29 protein-coding genes, 1 tRNA gene and 1 pseudogene are annotated in these 23876 nt (G+C 40.1%); 26 read left to right on the top strand and 5 right to left on the bottom strand.

Annotated features, from left to right (window positions below):
- Nucleotides 1–5: 5 nt before the first annotated feature.
- Genes NSQ17_RS13190 through NSQ17_RS13110 form a run of 17 tightly spaced genes read left to right on the top strand, consistent with a single transcriptional unit; the run spans nt 6 to nt 14722 of the window.
- Entirely contained in the window at nt 6–347 is a 342-nt protein-coding gene (locus tag NSQ17_RS13190) for a head-tail connector protein (protein WP_342467496.1), read from the top strand.
- Nucleotides 283–648, top strand: coding sequence for a phage head closure protein (locus NSQ17_RS13185; protein WP_342467495.1), 366 nt, complete (start codon nt 283–285; stop codon nt 646–648). Before NSQ17_RS13190 ends, NSQ17_RS13185 begins: the two co-directional genes overlap by 65 nt.
- On the top strand, nt 641–1024 hold the full coding sequence (locus NSQ17_RS13180; protein ID WP_342467494.1) for an HK97-gp10 family putative phage morphogenesis protein: 384 nt from the start codon (nt 641–643) through the stop codon (nt 1022–1024). The genes NSQ17_RS13185 and NSQ17_RS13180 overlap by 8 nt, the downstream gene beginning before the upstream one ends.
- The gene (locus NSQ17_RS13175; protein ID WP_342467493.1) at nt 1021–1389 is read left to right on the top strand and encodes a DUF3168 domain-containing protein; all 369 of its coding nucleotides are present in this window, start codon (nt 1021–1023) and stop codon (nt 1387–1389) included. The genes NSQ17_RS13180 and NSQ17_RS13175 overlap by 4 nt, the downstream gene beginning before the upstream one ends.
- Before the next feature lie 11 nt (nt 1390–1400).
- Nucleotides 1401–2027: a major tail protein gene (locus tag NSQ17_RS13170; protein WP_286068725.1), complete on the top strand. Its 627-nt coding sequence runs from the start codon at nt 1401–1403 to the stop codon at nt 2025–2027.
- Nucleotides 2028–2065: 38 nt separating this feature from the next.
- Nucleotides 2066–2401 (top strand): hypothetical protein, encoded by a 336-nt coding sequence (locus NSQ17_RS13165; protein ID WP_342467492.1) that lies wholly within the window; start codon nt 2066–2068, stop codon nt 2399–2401.
- 2 nt (nt 2402–2403) lie between these two features.
- Complete coding sequence (locus NSQ17_RS13160) at nt 2404–2598, top strand: hypothetical protein (protein ID WP_034665790.1); 195 nt, start codon at nt 2404–2406, stop codon at nt 2596–2598.
- A 15-nt stretch (nt 2599–2613) separates the two neighbouring features.
- Nucleotides 2614–6630 (top strand): phage tail tape measure protein, encoded by a 4017-nt coding sequence (locus NSQ17_RS13155; RefSeq protein WP_342467491.1) that lies wholly within the window; start codon nt 2614–2616, stop codon nt 6628–6630.
- Nucleotides 6630–7463 (top strand): phage tail domain-containing protein, encoded by an 834-nt coding sequence (locus tag NSQ17_RS13150; protein ID WP_342467490.1) that lies wholly within the window; start codon nt 6630–6632, stop codon nt 7461–7463. Before NSQ17_RS13155 ends, NSQ17_RS13150 begins: the two co-directional genes overlap by 1 nt.
- Nucleotides 7464–7475: 12 nt before the next feature.
- Nucleotides 7476–9209 carry a phage tail protein gene (locus NSQ17_RS13145; protein ID WP_342467489.1) on the top strand — a complete coding sequence of 578 codons (1734 nt, stop codon included), beginning with the start codon at nt 7476–7478 and terminating at the stop codon, nt 9207–9209.
- Nucleotides 9210–9247: 38 nt separating this feature from the next.
- On the top strand, nt 9248–11149 hold the full coding sequence (locus NSQ17_RS13140) for a glycosyl hydrolase family 28-related protein (RefSeq protein WP_342467488.1): 1902 nt from the start codon (nt 9248–9250) through the stop codon (nt 11147–11149).
- Nucleotides 11149–11424, top strand: a complete 276-nt coding sequence (locus tag NSQ17_RS13135) for a hypothetical protein (protein ID WP_342467487.1) — start codon at nt 11149–11151, stop codon at nt 11422–11424. The genes NSQ17_RS13140 and NSQ17_RS13135 overlap by 1 nt, the downstream gene beginning before the upstream one ends.
- Nucleotides 11414–12829 carry a BppU family phage baseplate upper protein gene (locus tag NSQ17_RS13130; protein ID WP_342467486.1) on the top strand — a complete coding sequence of 472 codons (1416 nt, stop codon included), beginning with the start codon at nt 11414–11416 and terminating at the stop codon, nt 12827–12829. The genes NSQ17_RS13135 and NSQ17_RS13130 overlap by 11 nt, the downstream gene beginning before the upstream one ends.
- Nucleotides 12830–12840: 11 nt before the next feature.
- A complete protein-coding gene (locus NSQ17_RS13125) occupies nt 12841–13188 on the top strand; it encodes an XkdW family protein (RefSeq protein WP_342467485.1) in 348 nt (115 codons plus the stop codon).
- Complete coding sequence (locus NSQ17_RS13120; protein ID WP_268431148.1) at nt 13178–13390, top strand: XkdX family protein; 213 nt, start codon at nt 13178–13180, stop codon at nt 13388–13390. The genes NSQ17_RS13125 and NSQ17_RS13120 overlap by 11 nt, the downstream gene beginning before the upstream one ends.
- A 44-nt stretch (nt 13391–13434) precedes the next feature.
- Nucleotides 13435–13854 (top strand): phage holin family protein, encoded by a 420-nt coding sequence (locus NSQ17_RS13115; RefSeq protein ID WP_267542826.1) that lies wholly within the window; start codon nt 13435–13437, stop codon nt 13852–13854.
- Between the two features lie 46 nt (nt 13855–13900).
- Nucleotides 13901–14722, top strand: a complete 822-nt coding sequence (locus tag NSQ17_RS13110; RefSeq protein WP_342467483.1) for an N-acetylmuramoyl-L-alanine amidase — start codon at nt 13901–13903, stop codon at nt 14720–14722.
- A 4-nt stretch (nt 14723–14726) separates the two neighbouring features.
- On the opposite strand, the gene NSQ17_RS13105 is transcribed toward NSQ17_RS13110, so the two are convergent.
- The 5 genes from NSQ17_RS13105 to NSQ17_RS13085 form a co-directional block, all read right to left on the bottom strand.
- Nucleotides 14727–15149 (bottom strand): hypothetical protein, encoded by a 423-nt coding sequence (locus NSQ17_RS13105; RefSeq protein ID WP_342467482.1) that lies wholly within the window; start codon nt 15147–15149, stop codon nt 14727–14729.
- Nucleotides 15139–15759 carry a type II toxin-antitoxin system HicB family antitoxin gene (locus NSQ17_RS13100; protein WP_342467481.1) on the bottom strand — a complete coding sequence of 207 codons (621 nt, stop codon included), beginning with the start codon at nt 15757–15759 and terminating at the stop codon, nt 15139–15141. The genes NSQ17_RS13105 and NSQ17_RS13100 overlap by 11 nt, the downstream gene beginning before the upstream one ends.
- 2 nt (nt 15760–15761) lie before the next feature.
- On the bottom strand, nt 15762–16004 hold the full coding sequence (locus NSQ17_RS13095; RefSeq protein WP_342467480.1) for a hypothetical protein: 243 nt from the start codon (nt 16002–16004) through the stop codon (nt 15762–15764).
- A 186-nt stretch (nt 16005–16190) separates the two neighbouring features.
- Nucleotides 16191–16382, bottom strand: a complete 192-nt coding sequence (locus NSQ17_RS13090; protein ID WP_342467479.1) for a helix-turn-helix domain-containing protein — start codon at nt 16380–16382, stop codon at nt 16191–16193.
- 112 nt (nt 16383–16494) lie between these two features.
- Nucleotides 16495–17082, bottom strand: a complete 588-nt coding sequence (locus NSQ17_RS13085) for a hypothetical protein (protein ID WP_342467478.1) — start codon at nt 17080–17082, stop codon at nt 16495–16497.
- A gap of 157 nt (nt 17083–17239) precedes the next feature.
- Here NSQ17_RS13085 and NSQ17_RS13080 point away from each other — a divergent pair, with 157 nt between their 5' ends.
- The 9 genes and pseudogenes from NSQ17_RS13080 (at nt 17240) to NSQ17_RS13040 (ending at nt 23686) form a co-directional block, all read left to right on the top strand.
- On the top strand, nt 17240–18763 hold the full coding sequence (locus tag NSQ17_RS13080; RefSeq protein WP_342467477.1) for a recombinase family protein: 1524 nt from the start codon (nt 17240–17242) through the stop codon (nt 18761–18763).
- Nucleotides 18764–18794: 31 nt separating this feature from the next.
- A pseudogene (locus NSQ17_RS13075) lies at nt 18795–18881 on the top strand (hypothetical protein); the annotation flags it as partial.
- A gap of 149 nt (nt 18882–19030) precedes the next feature.
- On the top strand, nt 19031–19471 hold the full coding sequence (locus NSQ17_RS13070; protein ID WP_007501606.1) for a MarR family transcriptional regulator: 441 nt from the start codon (nt 19031–19033) through the stop codon (nt 19469–19471).
- 7 nt (nt 19472–19478) lie between these two features.
- Nucleotides 19479–20297, top strand: coding sequence for a glutamate racemase (racE, locus tag NSQ17_RS13065; protein WP_089374140.1), 819 nt, complete (start codon nt 19479–19481; stop codon nt 20295–20297).
- Between the two features lie 101 nt (nt 20298–20398).
- Nucleotides 20399–21460, top strand: coding sequence for a GerMN domain-containing protein (locus NSQ17_RS13060; protein WP_035701809.1), 1062 nt, complete (start codon nt 20399–20401; stop codon nt 21458–21460).
- 151 nt (nt 21461–21611) lie between these two features.
- Nucleotides 21612–22340: a ribonuclease PH gene (gene rph / locus NSQ17_RS13055; protein ID WP_024718627.1), complete on the top strand. Its 729-nt coding sequence runs from the start codon at nt 21612–21614 to the stop codon at nt 22338–22340.
- Between the two features lie 10 nt (nt 22341–22350).
- Nucleotides 22351–22953, top strand: a complete 603-nt coding sequence (locus NSQ17_RS13050; RefSeq protein WP_342467476.1) for an XTP/dITP diphosphatase — start codon at nt 22351–22353, stop codon at nt 22951–22953.
- 14 nt (nt 22954–22967) lie between these two features.
- On the top strand, nt 22968–23492 hold the full coding sequence (locus NSQ17_RS13045; protein WP_008345914.1) for a metallophosphoesterase: 525 nt from the start codon (nt 22968–22970) through the stop codon (nt 23490–23492).
- Between the two features lie 120 nt (nt 23493–23612).
- Nucleotides 23613–23686, top strand: a tRNA-Arg gene (locus NSQ17_RS13040).
- Nucleotides 23687–23876: the final 190 nt, after the last annotated feature.

Here is a 23876-nt window from a genome sequence, read left to right as displayed (position 1 = left end):
CTTCTATGGATTTAAAAATGCTGAAAGATGAATATTTAAAGATTGATACCGACCAAGATGACGCCTTGCTTAAAACCTTAATTACTGCAGCAAAGGGATATATCAAAAATGGTATAGGACGTTATGTGGAAGGAAATGCACAGTATGCGCTTGTAACAGGCATGCTTGTTGCACATTGGTACGAAAATCGAGGGGTGTATGAGTCAGGCGTTTCCGGCTCATCCATCCCTTTTACTATTCGGGACCAACTAACTCAACTTCGCTATGTGGAGGCAGAAGAGGATGAAGAAAATAAGCGAGTTGAATCGCCGATTAACTTTTCAAGTAAAGAAAAGGGTACAGGATGATGAGCTGAATTGGAATGAATCCTACGAAAATGCTTTTGAGACATGGGGTTCAATTGAAGGATTTTCCGGCTCAAAATCAGACACGCTTGTTGCAGGTGCGTTAGGCGTTAAGTCACCAAAGAAAATCACAATAAGATACCGGGAAGACGTTAAGCAAGACATGAGAATCCTTCTTCAAACTGGAACAGACGAGGCAGGAGAGCCAATCTATCGCACTTTCGATGTAATGGATTATAACGACATAGAAAACAAAAAGAAACAGCTTGAAGTCACATGTAATGAGGTCGGTATTAATGGCTGATATGGATATTGAAGGATTTGAAGATTTAACGAGATATTTTAATAAAATCGGTGACGACGTCGAAAAAGCTGAAAAGATAGCACTTAAAGCTGGCGGCGAGGTGATAGCCGCGCACCAAAAAAGTAACGTGAATAAGAGTTCAAAAAATCAGCCTCACATGGTCGATAACATCACTGTTTCAGCTGCAAGAGAATCAAAAGACGGTGAGATGTTTGTATCGGTTGGGCCAAATAGAAAAGTCGCTTACAGAGGGCGATTTTTAGAGTGGGGCACGTCTAAAATGCCGCCGCATCCATTTATAGAGAAAGGCGGAATCGAAGGGGAGGGACAAGCTGTGAAGATCATGGAAAGAATTATCACGGCGCCTATTAAATGAGCTTTGATGCAAAGAAAGAATTGAGTGCAGCGTTAATAAAAAACGATGAATTAAAGCAGCTTGTCACGGGTGGTTTTCATAATCTTGTGGCTGATGATGTGGCCGCATTCCCTAGAGTTGTGTTTTCAGAGATTACAGATAGGGACCAGGAATACAGAGACAACCAAGCAGCTGCTAGTGAAGTTCGTTTTCAGCTAAGTGTATTTTCAAAAGCAGACACGCGAACGCATGAAACAGAAATAGCAAAACAGATAGACAAACTGATGAAAGGTTTAGGTTACGGAAGGTACGATTCAGTCGATCTTTACGAAACAGATACAAAAATCTTTCACAAGGGTATGAGGTACGTCAAAACATTTTTCTAGGAGGAAAATAGATGGGGAAAACAATCTACGGATTAGACATGTTTCATTATGCTGAACTTATTCAGGATGATGACAAAGGACTTGAATACGCAAAGCCTGAAAGGTTGCCCGGTGCCGTAAACGTCAAAGTCGATCCTAAATCCGAGCAATCTAAATTTTGGGCTGATAATGGCGTCTATGATTCATTTAACAACATGGGTGACATTGACCTTGAGGCAGAACTAGCAGATTTGCCTATTGAGGTGCAAAACAAGATTTTCGGTCACAAGGTCGAGAATGGAATTTCTTTTGCCAGTTCTGATGATAAGGCTATTTTCTTGGCTTTCGGGTTTAGAGCGAAAACATCTACGGGCGGGCATAGGTTTTATTGGTTCTTAAAGGGATTACCTGAATTGCTGGCCAATGAAAATAAAACCACAGAGGGTAAAGCAGACCCTGAAACAGCAAAATTCAAGGCGGGCTTTATGACACTGCAAAACAAAAAAGGAAAAAATCGTTGGAAGGCTCAAGCTGAATTCGATGAAGGATTTGACCCGGATGAATGGTTTAAACAAGTTGTATATGACGGGACATCCTTTGCCACGGGAAAAGATACAGAGGATTCCACAAGTTCTGTAGACATTGGGAAGGGCGTTTAATAACGCTCTTTTTTATTTTGTAATCGGGAGGCAATAACATGGAAGCACTGACAATAGATCTACATTTAAACGGCAAGAAAAAGAAGTTCTCGACACCTAACTTTATCACAGGTGCCTTGTTTAGAACGGCTGTAGAAATCGTGGAAGACTTTGAATCAAACGATCCTGAAAGATTTCATACGAGTGCTCAAACCGAGTTCATTTGTAACGTGTTCGGAAACAAGTTTACTGCAGAGGAATTCGATACAGGTATTGACGCACGTCTTTTGACCAAAACCATCTTTGCGACCGCACAATATGTCATTGGGAATATTGCTGAGGCAAGCAATATATTAAATCCCGAAGCCGCAAAGGAAGCAGAGCCGGGGGAGTAAGTTTGTCCGATGCTGTCCTTGATATGTATAACGCATTAGAGGACATTGGCTTTACTCAAAATCAGATAGACGAAATGGACATTGTCTATCACCTAAAACGCCTTGCACGTAGGAAAGAAGCGAGCAAGGAAAAGCCAAGTAAGAACGCTACAGCATCGGATAAACCTTTATATATTGATCAGATACCTGGACTGTAAAAAGGTGGTGAGGGATTGAGCAAAGACATTAAAGTAAAGCTGTATTCTAATTCGTCCCAATTTAACGGGGAAATGAAAGCAATTGCCGTTCAAATGAAGAACATAAAGTCTGAATTTGAAAAGAATCGGACTGCCGTTGGTGTGTGGGGCAATGAGTTGAAAACATCACAGACGAAAGTCAAAACCCTTTCACAACAATTAGATCAGCATAAAATGAAGGTTAAAGCACTTGAAAGAGCTTATGCAGATTCAGCTATCAAGAAGGGAAAGGACGCACAAGAGACACAAAACCTTGCCCGTCGTTTGAACTATGCAACAGCCGAAATGAATAAGACGCAAAATGCGTTGACTGAGACAACGAATAAAATCAAGAAAATGGAAGCTGAAATAAAACGTACTTCATCTTCTATGTATAAGATGGGCCAAAGAATGAATACAGTTGGCAACACAATGAGAAGCAAGGGTGCTTCAGTAGCGATGACTACAGGTGTTGCTTTTGCTGGCTTGGTCCTCCCACTAAAAGATGCTGTAGAAGTTGGTATGTCATTTGAAACACAAATGAGCAAAGTAAAAGCTATTTCAGGGGGAACAGCTGCGGAAGTCGAAAAGCTGAAAAACCAGGCTAAAGAGTTGGGGGCAACAACTGTTTTCACCGCCAGCCAAGCAGCAGACGCACAAAGCTTCCTGGCAATGGCCGGATTTAAAGCAAACGACATTTACGCAGCGATGCCAGGTATGCTGAATTTAGCAGCAGCAGGTCAACTAGATTTAGCCGCCGCCGCCGACATTTCATCTAATATGATGCAAGCTTTTGCCATGAAAGCATCGGAAGCTGGGCACGCATCAGACGTAATTGCATACGGTGCAGCTAACGCAAACACGAATGTGGAGCAAATGGGGGAGGCCATGAAGTTCCTTGCGCCTAATGCTAATTCATTGGGTTGGGGTCTTGAAGAATCAGCGGCCGCAGTCATGGCGTTTGGTGACGCAGGTTTACAAGGTTCTATTGCAGGACAAGCCTTTGGTACGTCTCTAATTAGGTTAGCGACACCAGCTAAAAAAGCTCAAAAAGAAATTGATAGATTAGGCTTTGCGTTCTTTGATGCGGCGGGAGATATGAAGAGTATGCCGGAAGTTGTGGCCGAAATGGAAAAGGGCATGAAGGGCATGACGAAGGAACAGCAAGCCGCAACCTTAAAAACCATTGTCGGAGCTGAATCATATAAACATTGGGCTATTCTTTTACAAAAGGGCAGTAAGGCATTAAAAGATAACACGAAGGCGCTAAAAGAATCGGACGGTGCGGCTAAAAAAATGGCTGATACAATGCTTGATAATGCGCGAGGCGGTATCATTGCTTTTCAATCAGCTGTGGAAGGCGCGAAGATTAAACTCACTGAAAGTCTACTTCCTGCACTTGGGAACCTAGCTGATAAAGGTGCAGATATCGTTTCCATGTTTAACAAAATGGATTCTGCCACAGCCCAAACGGTTGCTAAAACGGCGCTGTTTGCTACGGGTGTCCTGGGTGCCACAACAGCAGTCGCAACGCTCACAATGGGTATCGGTGCACTCTTAGCATTTACGGGTCCAGTGGGGCTTGCTATAGTTGGTGGAACGGCTTTACTAGGCGGTATTGCCGTAGCGACATATGCTTATAATGAACAGCTGAAAAACCAAAAGAAACGCCAAGAAGAAGTAAAAGAATCGGCTCTTCTATATGGTGAGGGTGTTTCTAAAGCGACACAAAAAGCGGCCGAATCATATGTCAATCTACGTGAAAAAGCCACTTCACAGCTATTTCAATTAACTCAGGTTTCAGGTGAAGAAGCAGATAAGATGGCAAATAGGTTACTTAAAACTTATCAGAAAATGTCATCTTCTTTAGTTAAAGAATTAGAAGGATTTAAGACAGACGCATTGGCTGTACTTAATGGTCTTTTTGAAGATCAAGAAGGGAAAATGAAAGAAAAGGGCGAGGAATGGTCTGATCAGCTTGTCGGAAAAATTGATCAAGATGTACAAACAGTTCGTAAGAAAATGAAGCAGTTTGAGAAGTTAAAGGAAGAGACGGGCCTAATCACGTCTAATATGAACGAAGTACAACGCAGAACATTTAACGAGATTATAACATTCTTCCAACAGTCTACAAGTAAATTTGCTGCAAATCAAAAGGACGCTTTGGCTATCCAGCAGAGAGTTTCCGAGAGCCAAAATAAGTTATCTTTTAAAAATGCTAAAGGCTATAACGATCAGATCACTGAATTGTATAAGGAAGGTCAGAAGGCAGCAAAAAAAAATAGAGATTATATGGCTCAAGTGATGGATGAGGCCCTTGCTAAAGAAGCAATAAACGCTGAACAGCATAAGGCTCTAAAAGCCAAAATTAATGCAGACTATCAAAAGTCTCTTGCTGAAAACCTAAACACATATAAGAAAAGCTCAGAAGCTCTTTTTGATCAAATGTCTAAAGATGGTCAACTGTTAGATTTAGAAACAGGTAAAGCGTTGGAAAGACAAAAAGAGTATTCAAGTAACTCAATGGGAATCTTCGTAGAAATAGAAGAAAGCGAGACTGCATATCAAGCGCGCTGGGCTGAAAAACAGGTCGCATTTTTGCAAAAGCTAGGAGACAGCAAAGAAGAAGCGCTAGAGCAAACAAGGAAATCCCTCATTGAGTTTAACGAAGGATTAGGACTAGCAAGTGATAAAGCTGCCTCCGAGGCAGACAAAACAATTGCCAAAGTAGAAAAGAAGATGAACCGCGAAACATCTGCCCGTAATTCAGGAAAGAAAATAGGGAATGAATTTGCTGATGGTCTAATAGATGCTACACCAAATACATTGGCGAGTGGTTCTATTCTAAAACAGTCACTGGATCTGAAATTACGTGAGGAAAACGGCATCCCTAGAATTGCAGGAAAAGAAAAAGGTCAATCGTTTAGTGACGGTATTAATTCGTCAAAAGTTAACGTATCTAACAGCGGATCAGTCCTACAGCAAGCACTAAAACAAAAGCTAAGTGAAGGCAATGCAGAAGCTAAAACATTCGGCTCTCAAAAGGGTCAATCATTTAGCGCGGGCATAAGCTCAACAAAAGGCAGCACAAGTGCGGCGGCAAGCAGTGTAAATCAAACAGCGTTATCAAACCTAAACAAAAATACCACTAAAGCCACGCAAGCAGGTGTAACAAAAGGGCGAAGTCACAGTTCAGGAATAACAAGCACAAAAGGCGCCAATACGTCTGCAGCATCTTCCGTTAGTGCGTCAGCAACAGCCCAGCTTGCCAAAACCACCGATGGCGGAGGCGGACAAAAAGCAGGGGTTCAGTTTGCATCAGGAATCCGTAGCCAAGCGGGAAACGCTAGTAATTCAGGTAGCACCGTAGCACAATCGGGAAAACAAGGCTTATCAAGCGTGAAAACAACTAGCACAGGGGCTGATTTTTCTAAAGGATTTGCTAACGGTATTCGTAGTATGGGTGGCACCGGCGGGACAATTTGGAAAGCTGCTTGGGCCATCGGGAAAGTTGCAATACGTTCGCTGAAAGATTCCATACAATCAAAATCACCTGCGAAAAAGACCATCGCAGAAGGAGTGAACTTTGGGGACGGCTTCATCATTGGGCTTGGAGAAAAAGCGCAGGACGTGAAAAAGAGCACAGCAGCTATGGCGCAAGGTGCTATGTCGTCATTTAAGTCTGAAATTAATAGAATGGCTTTTAACATCCAGGGAGCAGCAGATGAGATAAACACAATGCGTGTCGAACTGACTGTGAAAAACGAAATTGATACGCCTGTATTAAACCAAAAGTTAGACACTCTTATTAGCCTTCTATCAAATAACCTACAAACTAATAATGAAAGCGTAAGTGCTGCAGGGCAAACAATTAAAATCCATCCTTCGCCTGTCATTATTGGTGGTGAGCATTTAGCAGACATCGTTTTTAATCAAGGAGACACATCCATACTAGATAAAAAGAGCGCTCAAAAATACGAGCAGAACGCGTATAAAGGAGGGCTGAAAAGATAATGGATCTGTATTTTGATTTCAGAGACGGAATGGGGGAGCAACCTTTATCGGGGTTGCTGCCCTATTTTAAGTTACTTAGCTTTGCGCCTGATGCGCCGAGCACTGACAGGGAGCTTGTACAGTTAACTAGGTTTAACGGACTTGTACCGACGCAGCATCCACGGGACATAGTGTACAAAGAAAGGTCTATCAAGGTTGAGGTATTGCTAGATGCTAAAATCGCAGCAAACTTTTATCAGTACAGACATGAGTTTTATGATCTCGTTGTTCAGCCCTCCTGGTATTACATTTCATGTGATCTTCTTCCTGGGAGGCGTTTTGCGGTTACATGCGATGGGGGCTTTCAGATCCCTAAAGACAAACAAAAAAATCAGGTGTCTTTCCAAGTAGATTTCACTAATATCACAGGATTGGCAGAGTCAAAGGGCACGTCTTTAAGCGCGCAGAACTTTTCTAATGAAAGATGGTTTTCAGGAATGGGTATCCAAAGGCGCGACGATCTGCAGTACCGATTTAAAAACAAAAAACGGTTCAGTGTATTCAATCCTGGCTTGCCTATTAACCCACTGCAGCATGATTATAATGTGCTGCTAAACGCAAAGGGAAAAAACGTGACTATCATCAATCACACGAATAACGAAAGGTTGAAAATAGAGGCTGATTTAAAAATGTCTCAGCAGGTCAGGAACCTGAAACAATATACCGTTGTCGGCAATAAAAGATTGAAAACGTCGGGAAGGCTGCCTTCATTAGATAAAGGCATGAATGAGTTTGAGATTCAGAATACCAATGATTTTGAAATTGTATTCGATACAAGATTTTATTTTCCGTAAAAGGGGGATGTCATGGCTGCAGCGGATTTTATAAAAAAACTAGCACCAGGGGCGCAGAAGGTTTACAAGAAATATAATGTCCTTGCGAGCCTTGTCATTGCCCAAGGGTGCTTAGAAAGTGGTTTCGGTTCCAGTGGTCTTTCTCAACAAGCAAATAATTTGTTTGGAATCAAAGGCACATATAACGGGAAATACGTTCTCATGTGGACAAGCGAACAAGACAAAAAAGGGAACGTCACCAGGATACAAGCTAAATTTAGAAAGTATCCATCATACGCAGAGAGCTTAGCTGATCTTGGGAGCCTGTACACCCGTTTGAGTCGATATAAAGATGTAGTAGGCGAAAAAGATTATAAAAAGGCTACTGCAGCAGTTTCAAAAGCCGGATATGCTACCGACATAAATTATGCAACAAAATTAAACAGCATCATCTTTACTTACAAACTTACACAATATGACACCTTTGATGATGTGCCGGATGAACCAGAACCAGAAACACCAACTAAACCTTCTTATCCAAGCAAAGAGTATCAGGGTAAGGACGTAGAGTTAAATGACGGACTACCTTCTGATATTGATTTTAGGCAGCTGCACGTCTCAACCAAAGACGGCAAAGAGCTTGTGGAAATCGTTGGCGCTGTGTTGGAGCTTCAAGACGATACAACAGGTAAGAAGAGTTTTACCTTTACGTTGATGCGAACTGAGGATAACGGAACTGAATTTGATTTACTTGTTCCGGGGAACATACTGTATTTAGACGAGAAAGTATACAACCATCAAAAGTATTACATTACAGACATTGAGCTTGATCAGAGCAGAAAAAACGTGCTACAGAAAAAGGTAACGGCCAATCATGTGTATACTGTTCTTCTTGTAAATGACAGGGTCGAAGAGAAAACGTCGAAAAAACTGAACATCAAAGAAGCCCTAGACATTGCACTTGCTGACACACCTTTTCAATATGTACTGAAAGAAAAAGAATCAGCATTTGATACCGTTGATCAAGACGACTTCGGTGAAAAGAATAGGATCGAATTAATGGATCAGATTGTAGATGACTACGAAATAGAGCTTGATGTAAACAACTATGTCATCTATGTATATAAAAAAATGGGAAGAGTAGTAGATTACACTTTTGACAGCCGATACAATATGCCGGGCTTTAAATTAAAGATCAATGACCAAAACACTTCCACGAGAGCGTGGGGTTACGGTGCAGAAAAGAAAGCCGAGAAAAGTGATACTAAATCAACTGATACAAAAACGAGCGAGGATGAAAAGGAGAAAGAGCCTGAATACGAATTCGAGCCTATCCTATACATCCATCCTGACGAAGATAAATTTTTGATTGAGGGTAAGCCGCGCTGGGGTGAGCCAATAAGAGACGACACAGTAAAAAAAGCAAGCAACATGGTATCTGCTTTGAAAAAGCACGTAAACCCATATCCTGACGTGGTAGTTGAGGCTGAGTATCAGTATATCTATGAGCCAGCATTGCAGGGTATAGAAGAGGATTTTTGGAAAGGTGACACGATCCACGTCATTGCTGATACGGCAAACGGCATCACGTTTGAGGACGATGTAAGGTTAGTGTCTGTTACTTATAATCCCCTCAACCCGTATGACAGCCCTAAAATGACTTTCGCAAACTTCCGAAAAGACATTCAAGATTATCAAGTAAGCCAGGCACGGCAGATTAAGCAACAAAAAAGATATATAGATCAATTGATGAGAACGCTCAATTAGAAGCGTTTTTTCTTTTGGATTTGAAAGGAGTGAATAAATTGGTCCGGCTTAAAAAAGATTATGACACAACCCGAAACTCAGTCTATGAATCCCAATTGCGCGGCGACATGCAAACAGTTGAGAATGAGCTTAATAAGAACGCCAGTGAATTACAGTCTCACAAGGATAGTAAAAAAGCTCATTTATCTAGTCAGATTATGCATGGTCTATTTACGGTTGCCAACAGGATTGACAACATGTGGGCTAGATTGACAAACCTTGTTCTTAATCATGATGGTGATGATGTAAAAGAGGTAGTAGACACCCGCGTTGCGCTTGACGCAAGCATTCATAAAACAGCAAAAGATAGGTTAGACTATGATTTTGGTTTGATCATAAGTCGCTTAGATAGGCAACCTGACATTAACGTTCTAGATTTAGGCGCTGATCCAACTGGCAAATATGAATCTGCATTTGCGATTCAAGCAGCGTTAGACCGCGCTAAAAAAGGTAAAAGCGTCAGAGTGGTCGTGCCGCCGGGTGCTTACCGTCTAGGAGCGACGTTAGTCAATTGGGGTAATACCTGGTTTGATGCTAAGGGTGCCTATTTACTAAATTATCACGGCAAGACGATGATGACTAATGGTGACGGAACAGTTGAGTACCTGGGCTATGAAGGAAATGGAAATATATACATTGACGGAGGGACTTGGGATTGCCGAGGTACAGAATTTAAAACTAAAAACAACTGTTTTTCCTTCGGTCATGGTAAGAACATCTTTATTAGAAATTCTGCTTTTAAGGATGTCAGCGGTTATCATGCGATAGAATTTAACGCTTGTCAAAACTTTAAAGTGTTAGATTCAGATTTTTATGGATTCGTAGACCATGACGGCTCAAGATATTTCTCCGAGGCAATTCAGGTAGACCTTGCACAAAGAAAAGAAGTATTCGGCGCTTTTGGCGCTTATGACTTCACGACTTGCAAAGACGGACTAATTCAAGGCTGTAACTTTGGCAAATCTAACACACCAGGTACGCAAGCGTGGCCGCGCGGTGTGGGATCACACTCAAGCACAATCGGCTACTGGCACGAAAACATCAGGGTGAAGGATTGCTTGTTTGAGGATATGGACGGTTGGGCCGTTAGGGGTTACAACTGGAATGTCACTGACATTAAAGATAACACCTTGCGAAACTGTAGATTTGGAATAACGGTAAGCGCCATTGATCCAGCAAATAAACACCATACGTTGAACAACAAATTTGAGCAAATGTCCAGATCGCAGATATTCCGGCATGTTCACGTCTCAGGAAATACAATTCTGAACACGCGAGAGAACGAGGCCATTTATATCCGTGGAATCAATGATACTGGGTATGTGCGTAATGTTAATGTGCAAAACAACATTATTGATGGTGTTGGTGGGAAAAACCAGGCGGGCATCCGATTAGATGCTGTTAGAAACGGTATCGTGTCAGCCAATCAAATATCTAATACGTCAGGTGATGGAGTTTGGATGAATGATTGTGTTGGTGTTAATATCACAGGTGCAAATCAGATCAGTTTTATCGGTCGAGACGGTATTTCTGCATTTGGTGAATCTACTCTCTTACTAATTGCAGGAAACAACATCCGACGTCCGGGCAGGTACGGCATTGAACAGTCAGGCGTCCTCATATCCGTTATCAAAGATAATTTGATTACAGGTGCCGGTCATAGCAAACACGGGGCTTACGAGGCTATCAGAATAGCCAATAAATCAAAAGACATTTTACTGGCTGGAAATAGGTGTCGATCTCTCTCTAAATTAACCAAACGAGCTAGGGCAGGCATATACATTACGAACACTGTAAAAGGCGTAGTAAGGTATGGAAACGACTGCAAGGGTGACTGGACGATCAGCGGCATCGTAGACAATTCTAAAAATCCAAAAACGGATGCAAAGGACGTGGCGTAATGTATTTGGTCATGGATAAAGATAGATTAGAAGTGGCTTCGGCTTTTGTGTCGGGGGAGGATGTCACTGCTTATGACTTTGAAGGAAACCGAGTAATCCAGCTTGAGGGAGTCAACTTTGACAACGTGTATTTAGTAGACGAAGAAGGTCAAAGAGTTGAGTTTTTAAAAACTGCACCCGTTAGTCAAAATGAAATAGAAGAAATGAGAAACCTTATTAAAACGCTGAATGATAAGGTTCTGCAGCTAGAAAAGGAGGGAGGGCATGGCCAATAAAATATACAAAAATGGTTCGCTATCCTTTGTCATAGATGCTTACGATCAAAGCGTCTATGATTCTAAAATCATTTTTTCAACTCAAGATGTGGGCACAGCGAGACTTGTTTTTAAATTGCGTAAAGATGGTATGCCGTTACCTTTATCTGCAGTAGAGGGTAAGCTAGTTCTTTTGTTTTCTAATGGTTCTAAACATATTAGAAATATTTCACTGCTGGACAAAGTGGAAGGGGTAGCAGAATACATTTTAAACGATGAAGAGATTAAGCTATATGGAAATGTTCAAGCTTCCTTAAATCTTTTCTACAGCAATGGGCAATCCCTTTCTGTACATGAGTTTACATTTTCAATAAAAAAGAACTTAATAGATGAAAATATTGTTCCAGCAGCAGAATATTACATCGACCATTTTGACTCGTTGAAAGCAAAAATAGAACAAAAATCAGGGGAGCTTGAAGCGGAAATAAAAAAGCGCACCGATGTAATGCAGGGAAACATTGACGAGACTACAAAAGACCTGCAGATTCAGCTAGACAGGATGAAAGAAAAACTTGACGATCTTGATTCTTTGGAAACAAAAAAAGGTGCTCAAGATAAAGCTGACACAGCTCTGAAAACTGCAATTACTGCAGCTAAAGAAAAGGCGAACCAAGCATTATCTGATGCGCAGAAGTACACTGACGAATTATCTAAAAAAGCCCAGATGTATAAATTGACGACAGATTCAGGATATAGACAAGCAGTGCCAAATAAAATCGGAGGCACTAATTTGTTAGAGTTACCACCCGGTTTCTATTATGGAGCAGGCCAGTATTTCACCAATCTACCAACTACAAATGATACATCTTGGTTTAACGTTGATGTATTTACAACAGGTATTAGGAAAAACTTTCATGTCAGCCGGAGCGCTGATAATACACATTGGGTCGGAACAATTCATACAGACGGGACGTTTCGGGGATGGAAAAGAATACTAACAGTAGAAGATATGGCAAACAGCACTTATGTTGATACCTATGATCAAGATAATTCATCCGTTTCCGCTGCTGAAAATGTAGCGACAAAGCTTGTTTTTGGGGCAACACGAGCAGATGATTTATCAGAGTATAATCGGACTCGTGCTGAAATCACACTGAAAAATAGTGGTCTTTATTTGATCAGGCTTTATATAACTAGCACAAACATTACAGTTGGATCGGATAATATTTTATCGTGCTATGTGAATGGAACAGAATTTCAACGTTTTGGAAACTGGAATCCAGCAACATCATCAAGTACGTGCGTGCTTTATTTATTACAAAAATTTAAAGCTGGCGATAAGGTAACTTTTTATATAACGCCAAGAGGGACCAACAAAACAGTATCAATAAATACATCATACGTTACCATGTCTCGGTTGAGATAGGAGGCAAAGGGATGAATAAGGCACTAGCGATCAAATATCTGTACCCTTATGCAGAGTTAGATAGAGATTATTCAGTACGGGATGACGGAGAAGGGCAGTTTATAGACAAATGGTCTTTAGACGATCCTATGCCTTCGGACGAAGTATTGGAAGCCGCGTGGAATGAGTATCTATCCGAGAGTAATGAAAAGCCGTTATCAAATATTGAAAAACAGTTACTGGTTCTAGGAGAGCAATTGGCGCTAGAAAAAATAGCACGTCAACAGTCGGATAGAATGAATATAACGTTGGGGCAAAAACTTGCAGAAATGCAATTAGAAATCCTTAAATTAAAGGGAGGGTTTACAGATGAATCTTAATTTTTGGGTTTTAGCCTTATTTTATAAATGGACTTCAACTGCAATGGTTAAACAAGCAATGTCCTTTGATGACTGTACTATTAAAGATTTAGAAGACGGCATTCAACAGGGGTATGTTACGCCGGAACAATATGAGGAGATCACAGGATTGAGGTTCGATAAGCCTGCTGTCTCAGTGGATTTAGGAACAACAGCATCTTAACAGGTGCTTTTTATTTTGCCTTCTTAAAGGAGGTGATTAACGAAATGGAGGAAACAATAGTGTTTATTAACTTTGAAACTTTAGATTTAGCGAAGACTTATTTATTTGGCGGAGTGAAATTTTTGGACTTGCTCTTGCTGCTAAGTGTCATCGACGTGTTGACAGGAATCATTAAAGCATGGAAGATCGGTAAGCTACGCAGCCGTACAGCATGGTTCGGTTACGTGCGGAAAATGCTTAGTTTTGTTGTAGTGATTGTTGCTAACATCATTGATCAGATCATGGGATTAAACGGAGTTCTAACCTTTGGTACAGTGCTTTTTTATATCGCAAACGAAGGGCTTTCCATCGTGGAAAATCTTGCACAGATCGGCGTGAAAATCCCTGCTTCCATCACAGACCGTCTTCATGTGATCGAATCTGACAGCCAAAAAGAAGAAGAGGAAAAGAAAGCTGCTGAGTAATCGGCGGCTTTTTTCTATATAAAAACAAATTAAGGAGTAGATGAACATGACAAAGAAAATTATGCTTGATCCAGGACACGGCGGACACGATCCAGGCGCAGCAGAAAATGGTTTGAGAGAGAAGGATCTTGTATTAAAGATTGCAAAGAAAACTAAAACGATTCTTGAAAAGGTTTATGGGGCATCAGTTAAGCTCACACGATCAACTGATGTTTATATTAATCTGTCTCAAAGGGCTAGGCTTGCAAATAATTGGGGCGCTGATTATTTTGTTTCAATCCATATCAATGCAGCTGGTGGCACAGGCTTTGAGTCGTTTCGTTACGACAAGTTATCTGCATCATCCAGCACTGGCAAACAGCAAAAAACCGTGCATGATTTCATTTATAACAAGATCAAAGCAAAAACATCAGACCGCGGGAAAAAGTCTAAAAATCTTGCGGTGTTAAGAGAAACAAAAATGCCAGCGATTCTGACAGAGAATCTATTCATTGATCGTAAAGAAGATGCTGCGCTGCTCAAACAAGAATCTTTCCTTGATTTGTTGGCCGAGGGACATGCAGAAGGTATCGCGGCAGCCGTCGGTTTAAAAAAGGTTTCATCTTCATCTAAAACAAGCCCTAAAAAAGAAACGACACCAAAGGGCGTTAAAATGGCCGTAGTGAAGCCGAATGCCGACGGATGGCTATGGGTCTATGATAAGCCGAAGTGGACAGCAAAGCACAAAAAAGTAAAGCCGGGTGAAGCATTTACGATTGATAAGATTGTGACGGTTAATGGATCGAAAATGTATAAGCTTAAATCAGGATTGTATATCACAGCTGCCACGAAATATGTTCAGTTAAAAGTAAAAACCCCTCATATTTGAGGGGTCATTCTTTATCATCATCTTCTTGTAATTTTGGTCTAATTATAATTGGCATTCCTATAGATTTTCCAGATATTTGGCCAGTTAGTAAAGTGGTTTCAGCAAGTAAAGGATAGCATAATTTTGCTAATTCCTTTGTACTTTCAAACAACTTTGCAATACTTCTTTCTTGTAATTCCTCATCATCACTATCGAATGAAACATTATATACACCTTTTACTACTATATTCAAATTAAAAGGACCAGATATTTTATCTTCTATTTCTATAAATAACAATTCATTTTCTTTATCATATGCGTAATCTTTTATATTATTTTCTCTTATAATCTCTGCAGCTTCTGTTTGTGAATCATTATAATCAAAATTTAATTTAATAAGTTTAGTTTCTATAAATTGCATTTCCACATTTATATTTTTATTGCTCATATTTATAATCATCCTCTTCTTCTAAGTTAAAGAAGTTTAACCTATTTGAATGGTGTGTACGTAAAAATCTATTATATGTTCCTGTTTGTTTTAAATTAGATAATCCATCAGGAAGACTGTTCCAATTATCATTTGATGAATCTTTTATATTTTTAATACTTTTATTTGCAAATTTAATGCTTACATTTATTTTTTCTTGTTGTATTTGTTTAATTGATTTTTGGAAAAGAGTTTGCATCATCCCTCCAGATAATCCTTCAGTAATATATTGGTTCACCAAATTATTCAAGCTTATATTTTCTTCTTCAGATTTTTCAACTAGTTTTTTATGAGTACTTTTTGATACTCGTAATGTGAATTTGCCGCTATATTCTTGATCATCTTCAAGTTTAGGTTCAGGAATTGAAAGACCTTTTCTTAAACAGAAGTCGATCCACTCTCTTCTAGCATCGTCTAAATTTTGAATAGCTTCTTCTCGAGTTTCTCCATCAGACATGCAGCCTTCTAATTCAGGATGGGTAGCTAGCCACCCACCTCCATCTTCTTCTGATATTTCACTAAGTTCAATTTTATACTTCAAGGACATGTAGTAATCTAATTCTTTCAACATTCTTATTCCTCCTCCAGAATGTCTTTAATAAGCTTTATTAGCTTTTTCACATAGATAGTCTTAACTCGGTTGTTATGAACAGGAACTGTTTGAGGCCTTTTTAAGGATGGGTGATAAATTTTCTTGTGGTTTGCACCATCCTCAACTTCACACCCATAGTACTCAGCTAATGTTTTTAGTTCGTGCCAGTTTGTATTGGCTGGGCTACGTGTAATTTTTGAAAACATCTTCTCTATTCTTGACATCCGTTCCTCTCCTTATACTATGAAGGGGGCACCACATATGATACCATAAATAAATCATATCAATTTTTACTTTATAGTCAATAAAAACATCTTTTATTTCAAAAAAAATCCAGTGATTTGAATTTCAATGAATAACATTCCCTAAATTACTTATACGAGGCATCCCTCATTTATTTCTTTTCATTATTATTTAAACTGCCATTCCTTTTTCTCCTTATTCCAAGACAATTCCTTACGAGAAACTAAGTTTTTAACAGCCTTACGGATCGTTGGCTCATCCTTGCCCGTTTTCCTTTTCAGATCCTCGATGGAGGGATTCTTGCTGAATCTGCTCATGTTGTAAATGATTCGGTAAAGCTTCCTTTCAAGATCGGTCACGGCGCACCCTCCTACAAAAAGAATGTATGTTCGATTATAAGTGTAAATAAAATCCCCTTCAAGGGGATTTGAAGGGGATATAATAATTTAAAAACATACCACACCTAAGAATTTATTTAGGTTCAATATTTAATATTAATGAAATGTCAGGAGTTTTAGTTAATTGAACAGAGTAATCGCCGTCAATTATACTAAGTGACTCTTTATCATTATTTAAAAAATCATTTAAGTGTTTAAAGTCAATACCTAGTATATGAAGCACAGTTAATGTATTTCTCATTCCTTGTTCAGATGATATATTTCCTGATCCGGTTGTAAATATGTTCAGGCGAAAGAAGTTTTTATCTGAATCATGCCATGCTTGCAGGTTAAAAGTGCCGCCAAAGTCGTCAATTTGCATCAATAAATCTTTTGTGTAAACTTGATCCCCTGCTATATCAGAGAGTTTATAATCTCCAATTTCATCAAAGTTAATCTTTTCATTTTCAAAAGATAAATCTACTTCGTTATATGCACTCACGAATTCATCAATTGTGAAATTAAAGTTTTTCTTTGTATTATCAACATCTTCAGATTCATTATTTTCTTCAATCTCAATGGCCTCAGAATCTTTTTCTTTTGAATTTGTATTGTTACTGCTACATGCACTTAATGTAGTGATACTTATTATAATTATGAAAAAAAGTGAAATGTGTTTCAATTTAAACCCTCCAAAACAAATATTTTCCAAATAAGTCTACCATATTATTCAGTTGGGAAGAGAGGTAATAATGTTTTTTCCGAATTGAGAATATTATGGAATTGGTGGTTGAAATGTTATAATTTAGTAAGAACAATTCACAATTGGGGTGTGTTATATGCATTTCCACAAAGAATCAGTTGAAGAAATCATCAAATATGACGATTACCCTTACAAGGTCTATACAAGGGTTTCGACAGACCGAGACGAGCAAATAAGTTCTAAGGAAAACCAAATTGACGTTTGTCGATATTGGATTGAGCAACACAATTATGAATGGGATGACCGTTCTGTTTTGTTAGATGATGGTATCAGCGGAACAGTCCTTGAAGATAGGGCAGCAATGAAATACATTTTTTCATTGGCTGAAAAGAAAGAAATAAAAATGGTTATTTTCAAATCCATTACACGTCTTGCCAGGGATTTGAAAGATGCCCTCTACATTAGAGAGATTTTAGTATCTAACGGTGTTCGTGTAGTGACGCTTGAAGAAGATTATGATAGCCTGTACGAAAGCAAAGCTTCGATGAAATTTGAAATGTCGGCCCTTTTCGCAGAGCAGTTACCTAAATCTATGTCCGTAAACATAAGTGGGGTACTTGCAGCAAAGGCCAGACGAGGAGAGCATTCTGGAAGAATACCGTATGGTTATATGAAAGAGGGGAAATACCTCGTTATTAATGAAAATGAAGCAGAGGTCATAAGGTTAATCTTCCATTTATATAACAACGAGGGATTAGGCCAGAAAAGAGTTACATACGCTTTGCAGGAGAAGTGTAAAGCTGGTGAAATACCTCCGCCTAGAAAAAGAAGTAACTGGCAGCTCACAACGGTACAGACTATTTTGAAAAACCCTATTTATTGTGGAGTTCACATTGCTAATAGACATACGACTATAAAGGTAGATGGACGAAAGAAATTCATTAGAAATCCACCTGAAAAATGGACTGTTTATGAAGATTTTTGTCCACCAATTGTTTCTAGAGAAGATTGGGAAAAAGCTAACAATAAACAAACAGTCAATAAAAAGAGAAAATTCACACCTTGGAATGAGTTGAGAAAGTTAATTATTTGTGGGAAATGTGGATCTAAAATGGTGATCATCCAAACTCATAGAGACAAGAAAAATGGAGAGCGAACTTATTGGAAATACCTAAAATGTAGTAACTTCAGAAGGTCCGGGAAAGATGGATGTGTGAATCACGTTCCGATCAAATATGAAGAACTTCGAGATTTTGTGGTTGAAAATCTCATTACATTTTCAGAGGGCATTTCACACGACTTCAAGAAAAATGCTCTTGAACAAAAGGAAAAACAAATTAAAGCCATAAAGGCAGAATTGAAATCTTTAGAGACACAAAACAAAAGATTGTTAGAACTGTACTTAGAAGATCAAATGATTACAAAAGCCGAATTTCAAAGTAAACGGAACGATATTCAGGCCAAAATAACAAATCTTGAACAGAGTTTATTTTCATTACAACATGTACAAAATGAGAAGAATTCAATCATCGAAATGAAAGCAGTCATTCAAGAACTTGAGGATAGAGAAAAAGACTTAAAGCATGTGTTTGAAAAGCTGATTGATCGTATCGTTATTGATCCAAATGGGAAAATAAACATCTATTATAGATTCAAATGACAGCACGGATATCGATTTGCAAAAGGTACGCTTAGCAAATGCCATGCAAAAGCTAGGAGTTAAAGGTCGTTCACAGGCCGTAGTCGAGCTTCTGCGTATGGGTGAGCTAGAGCTCTAACGTCAGCCGGTTTTCCTTCCGCACCAGGGAGGAGCCGGTTATTTCTATATCGTTTCCATGAGTCTCTTCTTGCAATTTCTTTGAAAAACGAGGAAAATAGGAATGTACGTTTTAATCAAAGTGAGATGCTATAGTGAGGTATCAATGAAATGGAAACGAATGAGTCAGGCCATGTTGCAGAAATTGAAAAATCATTGCGCCATATTGCTGCAATCATTAAGCAAAAAGGTAGAGAAATTCTGAATCAATATACGATTACACCTCCCCAATTTGTAGGGCTTCAGTGGCTTTATGAATTCGGAGATATGACAATAGGTGAGCTATCACAAAAGATGTATTTGGCTTGCAGCACGACAACCGATTTAATTGATCGAATGGAAAAAAGTGAACTTGTTGAACGGGTGAAAGATCCGTCTGACCGCCGCGTGGTTCGCATTCATTTATTGCCTGAAGGTGAGCGGATCATTCAAGAAGTGATTGTCAAACGCCAAGAATACGTCAGTGAACTTCTAGGGGCTTTCTCAGAAGAAGAAGCCATCGTTTTCAACCAATCTTTAACGAAACTACAGCAGCAAATGAAAAGAAAATGAGGCGATTTTGTTGGATCAACCCATCGGCGTGATTGATTCCGGCGTAGGCGGTTTAACCGTTGCGAAGGAAATCATGAGACAACTGCCAAAAGAAAAAATTATTTATGTAGGCGACACAAAACGATGTCCATACGGCCCTCGAGCAGAAGAAGAGGTTCTTCAATATACATGGGAAATGGCGCACTACCTGTTAAGACATCACCATATTAAAATGCTAGTCATTGCGTGTAACACTGCGACGGCGATAGCACTTGATGAAATTAAAGCAACACTTGATATCCCGGTTATTGGCGTGATCCAGCCCGGAGCCCGCACAGCGATCAAGGTCACAAACAATCAGCATATTGGTGTCATCGGCACTGCCAATACGATCAAAAGTGAGGCCTATAAAGAAGCACTGCTTTCTTTAAAAGCAGGACTAACTGTTCAAAGCCTGGCATGTCCAATGCTTGTGCCGTTTGTGGAAAGCGGTACGTTTTTAGATCATACAGCAGATGAAGTCGTAAAAGCTTCTCTTGAACCGATGAAAGAAACAGGCATTGATACGCTTATTCTTGGCTGCACACACTACCCGATTTTAAAAGAACCGATTCAGCGCTTTATGGGCAGTGGCGTCAACATCATTTCTTCAGGAGATGAGACAGCGAGAGAAGCGAGCACAATTCTTTCATATAAAGGGCTGTTAAATGATTCGAAGGAAGAGCCTGTTCATACTTTTTATACAACAGGGCAGCAGCAAAACTTTCAAAACATCGCTCAAGACTGGTTCGGCTACCTGCCAGGAAAGGTCGAAACGGTTTCGCTTGAACACGTATATCAGCAATAACCTACTTCTCATGGAAGTGGGTTATTTTTTTATGAAAAGGGTCTAATCCTCTGAGGGAGCTCGTATACATACTAGTACAAACCACTAGAGGAGGGTGAAGTATGCTGAAAAAAGGAACTACAGCAGCTGTTACGTGTATTGCGTCAGCCATGCTTTTATCAGGATGCGGATTGTTTCAAACAGACCAAGCGAAAACAGAGATTGATCCACCACAAAATGTCACATTTGTGAAAGAAAATAAAGAAGAGAAACAAACAGCGAAAGAAGGAAAAGAAGAGAAGCAAGCAGATACCGTCATGAGAGAATTATATTTAATTGATAAAAATGGATATGTTGTGTCTCAATCCATTCCGCTACCGAAAAACGAAGGAAGTGCGAAACAAACACTTGAATACCTCGTAGACGGGGGACCGATTTCTAACCTGATGCCAAATGGATTCAGAGCCGTGCTGCCGGCGGACACGAGCGTATCTGTCGATATTAAAGATGGCACTGCGGTTGTGGATTTCTCAAATGAATTCAAAAACTATAAAAAAGAAGACGAACAGCGCATTTTGCAATCAGTCACTTGGACATTAACGCAGTTTGACTCAGTAGCCAAAGTCAAATTAAAGATGAATGGCCATGAATTAAAAGAGATGCCTGTGAATGGGACGCCGATTTCAGATGATTTAAGTAGAGAGGACGGCATTAATATTCAGCACGAGGCTGCGGCTGATATGACATCGACAAAGCCTGTGACCGTCTACTATTTAGCTGAATCTGACAAACAGACGTACTATGTCCCGGTGACCAAAAGAGCACCAAAAGACGATGATGATCCAATTACAGCAGCCATTGATGAGCTCGTCTCTGGGCCAAGCAAAACAAGCCAATTGCTGACAGACTTTGATCAAGATGTGAAGCTCAATGATGTCCCGAAAGTAAAAGACGGTCATGTGACACTAGATTTCAATGAATCCATTTTTGGCAGTGCAGATGAAAAGAAAAAAGTCATTTCACAAAAAGTTCTTGATAGCATTGTGCTGACATTAACAGAGCTGCCAGATGTGAAAAGCGTGTCTGTGAAGGTAAACGGAAAGGCAGAGCTTGTGAACGAAAAAGGAACAGAACTCACAAAGCCAGTTTCAAGACCAGAACAAGTGAATACAGGTAGTTTTTAACGTCACACATTGATATAATGGAGAAAAAGAGGCATGCACATTCGCTGCCTCTTTTTTATTCCAAGCGATTAGAACGGATCGAGGTTGTCAAAGTTAATAGGAGAACCCCGCTGACACCCGCGCGGAATGTATATTGTAACGGAGGTAAAACATGAGATTAGATGAAAGACAATACGACGAATTAAGAAAAATTGAAATACAGGCAGGCTACATCACGCATCCAGAAGGCTCTGTCTTAATCTCAGCGGGAAATACGAAGGTGATTTGTAACGCATCTATCGAGGACCGCGTACCTCCTTTTTTAAGAGGAGAAGGAAAAGGCTGGATTACAGCAGAATATAGCATGCTTCCTAGAGCAACGGCTCAAAGAACGATAAGAGAATCATCTAAAGGAAAAGTCACAGGACGTACAATGGAGATCCAGCGTTTAATTGGACGAGCTCTGCGCGCAGTCGTTGACTTAGAAAAGCTTGGTGAGCGCACCATTTGGATTGATTGTGATGTCATTCAAGCAGACGGCGGAACACGCACAGCATCTATTACAGGTGCATTTGTGGCCATGACACTAGCGATTCAAAAGCTTCAATCAGCAGGCGTTTTGAAAGAAAATCCGATCACTGATTATTTAGCCGCAATATCCGTCGGAATTGATTCTAAACAGGGACTTCTGTTAGATTTAAATTATGAAGAAGATTCTTCAGCTGAAGTGGATATGAATGTCATCATGACAGGTGCTGGACGCTTTGTTGAACTTCAAGGCACTGGCGAAGAAGCGACATTCTCAAGAGAACAACTAAACGGACTGCTTGATTTAGCCGAAAAAGGCATCAAAGAATTAATTGAAAAGCAAAAAGCAGTGACAGGAGAAGTTATCGAATAAAGAGAAGGGTTTGATCAGGATGAAAACTGCCATCATCGCAACGCACAATACGGGCAAAGCGAAAGAATTCAAAGCCATTCTTGAGCCAAAAGGATTCACGGTCAAAACACTAGCGGACATCGGATTTACGGAAGAGATTGAGGAAACAGGACATACCTTTGAAGAAAATGCGATCATCAAAGCCGAGGCCATTCAAGCCAAAGCAGGTGAAATGGTGATTGCAGACGACTCGGGTCTGTCGATTGATTACCTTGGCGGAAAACCTGGCGTCTATTCAGCGAGATACGCGGGCGAGCATAAAGACGATGCCGAGAACGTGGAAAAGGTGCTGAATGAGCTGCAAGGCATCGAAAAAGAAGACCGCACTGCTAGATTTAGATGTGCCCTGGCTGTCAGTATACCGGGGAAAGAAACAAAAACGGTAGAAGGATCAGTAGAAGGCTTCATCGCAGAAGAACCGATCGGCGAAAACGGCTTCGGATACGACCCAATTTTCATCGTCAAAGACAAAGACCAGACGATGGCCGAGTTATCACCAGAGGAAAAAAACAAGATCAGCCATCGAGCGGTCGCGCTTCAAAAGCTTTCATCACTGCTAGACGCAAATGAATAAGGGGGAATGAAGCCATGAAGATACTCATCATTAGTGACAGTCATGGACTCACAGACGAACTTCAAACCATTGCCAAACGGCATGCGGCTGAAGTGGACATGATGATTCACTGCGGAGATTCAGAACTCGAAACGAACCACCCAGCACTCGAAGGATACAAAGTCGTCAAAGGAAATTGTGACTTTATGGGCGATTTTGAAGAAGAGCTCCTGCTCCCACTGGATGGAGGCGGAAAACTATTTCTCACTCACGGACATCTGCATGGCATCAAACAATCCTTGCTTCAAGTCTACTACCGTGCAGAAGAGCTAGGCGCAGACATTATCTGCTTTGGCCACTCGCACATCCCAGGCAGTGAACTGCTAAGAGGAAAACTCCTCATTAACCCAGGCAGCGTGCACCTGCCAAGAGTGCGCAAAGAGCGCAGCTATGCTATACTGACACTAGATGGAAGCGAAGCAAACGTACAGTTTTTCACGGACGAAGGTCACGTCATACAAGACCTCGAGAACACTGTCACATTGGAAGGTATTTCATAAGGGTGCAGCATTTGCCCCTTATGAAAAAACTTTCGAAAAACCGTTGACTTTAAAGAACAATAGTAATATAATAAATCTTGTCGCTGAGGTAATACGCCAAAGCACACTACATAACAACATGTCCCAGTAGCTCAGCAGGATAGAGCAACGGCCTTCTAAGCCGTCGGTCGGGAGTTCGAATCTCTCCTGGGACGTATTTATTTAAAACCGTTAAAAAGCCAGAAACATTGATAAAACAATGTTTCTGGCTTTTTTGTTAGTATTTATTAAATATTGTTCTGATCTTTCCTATGAATATAATTAAAATATTGATTTAGAGAGTTCTTAAAGATTTGTTTTATCCCTAGGATAGTCATTCTTATATTAAATTAGATGAAACTTTTA

This window comes from Bacillus sp. FSL W8-0629, from assembly GCF_038593225.1.
GTDB classification, from domain to species: Bacteria; Bacillota; Bacilli; order Bacillales; family Bacillaceae; genus Bacillus; species Bacillus altitudinis.
This window is presented reverse-complemented; position numbering and strand designations above follow the sequence as displayed.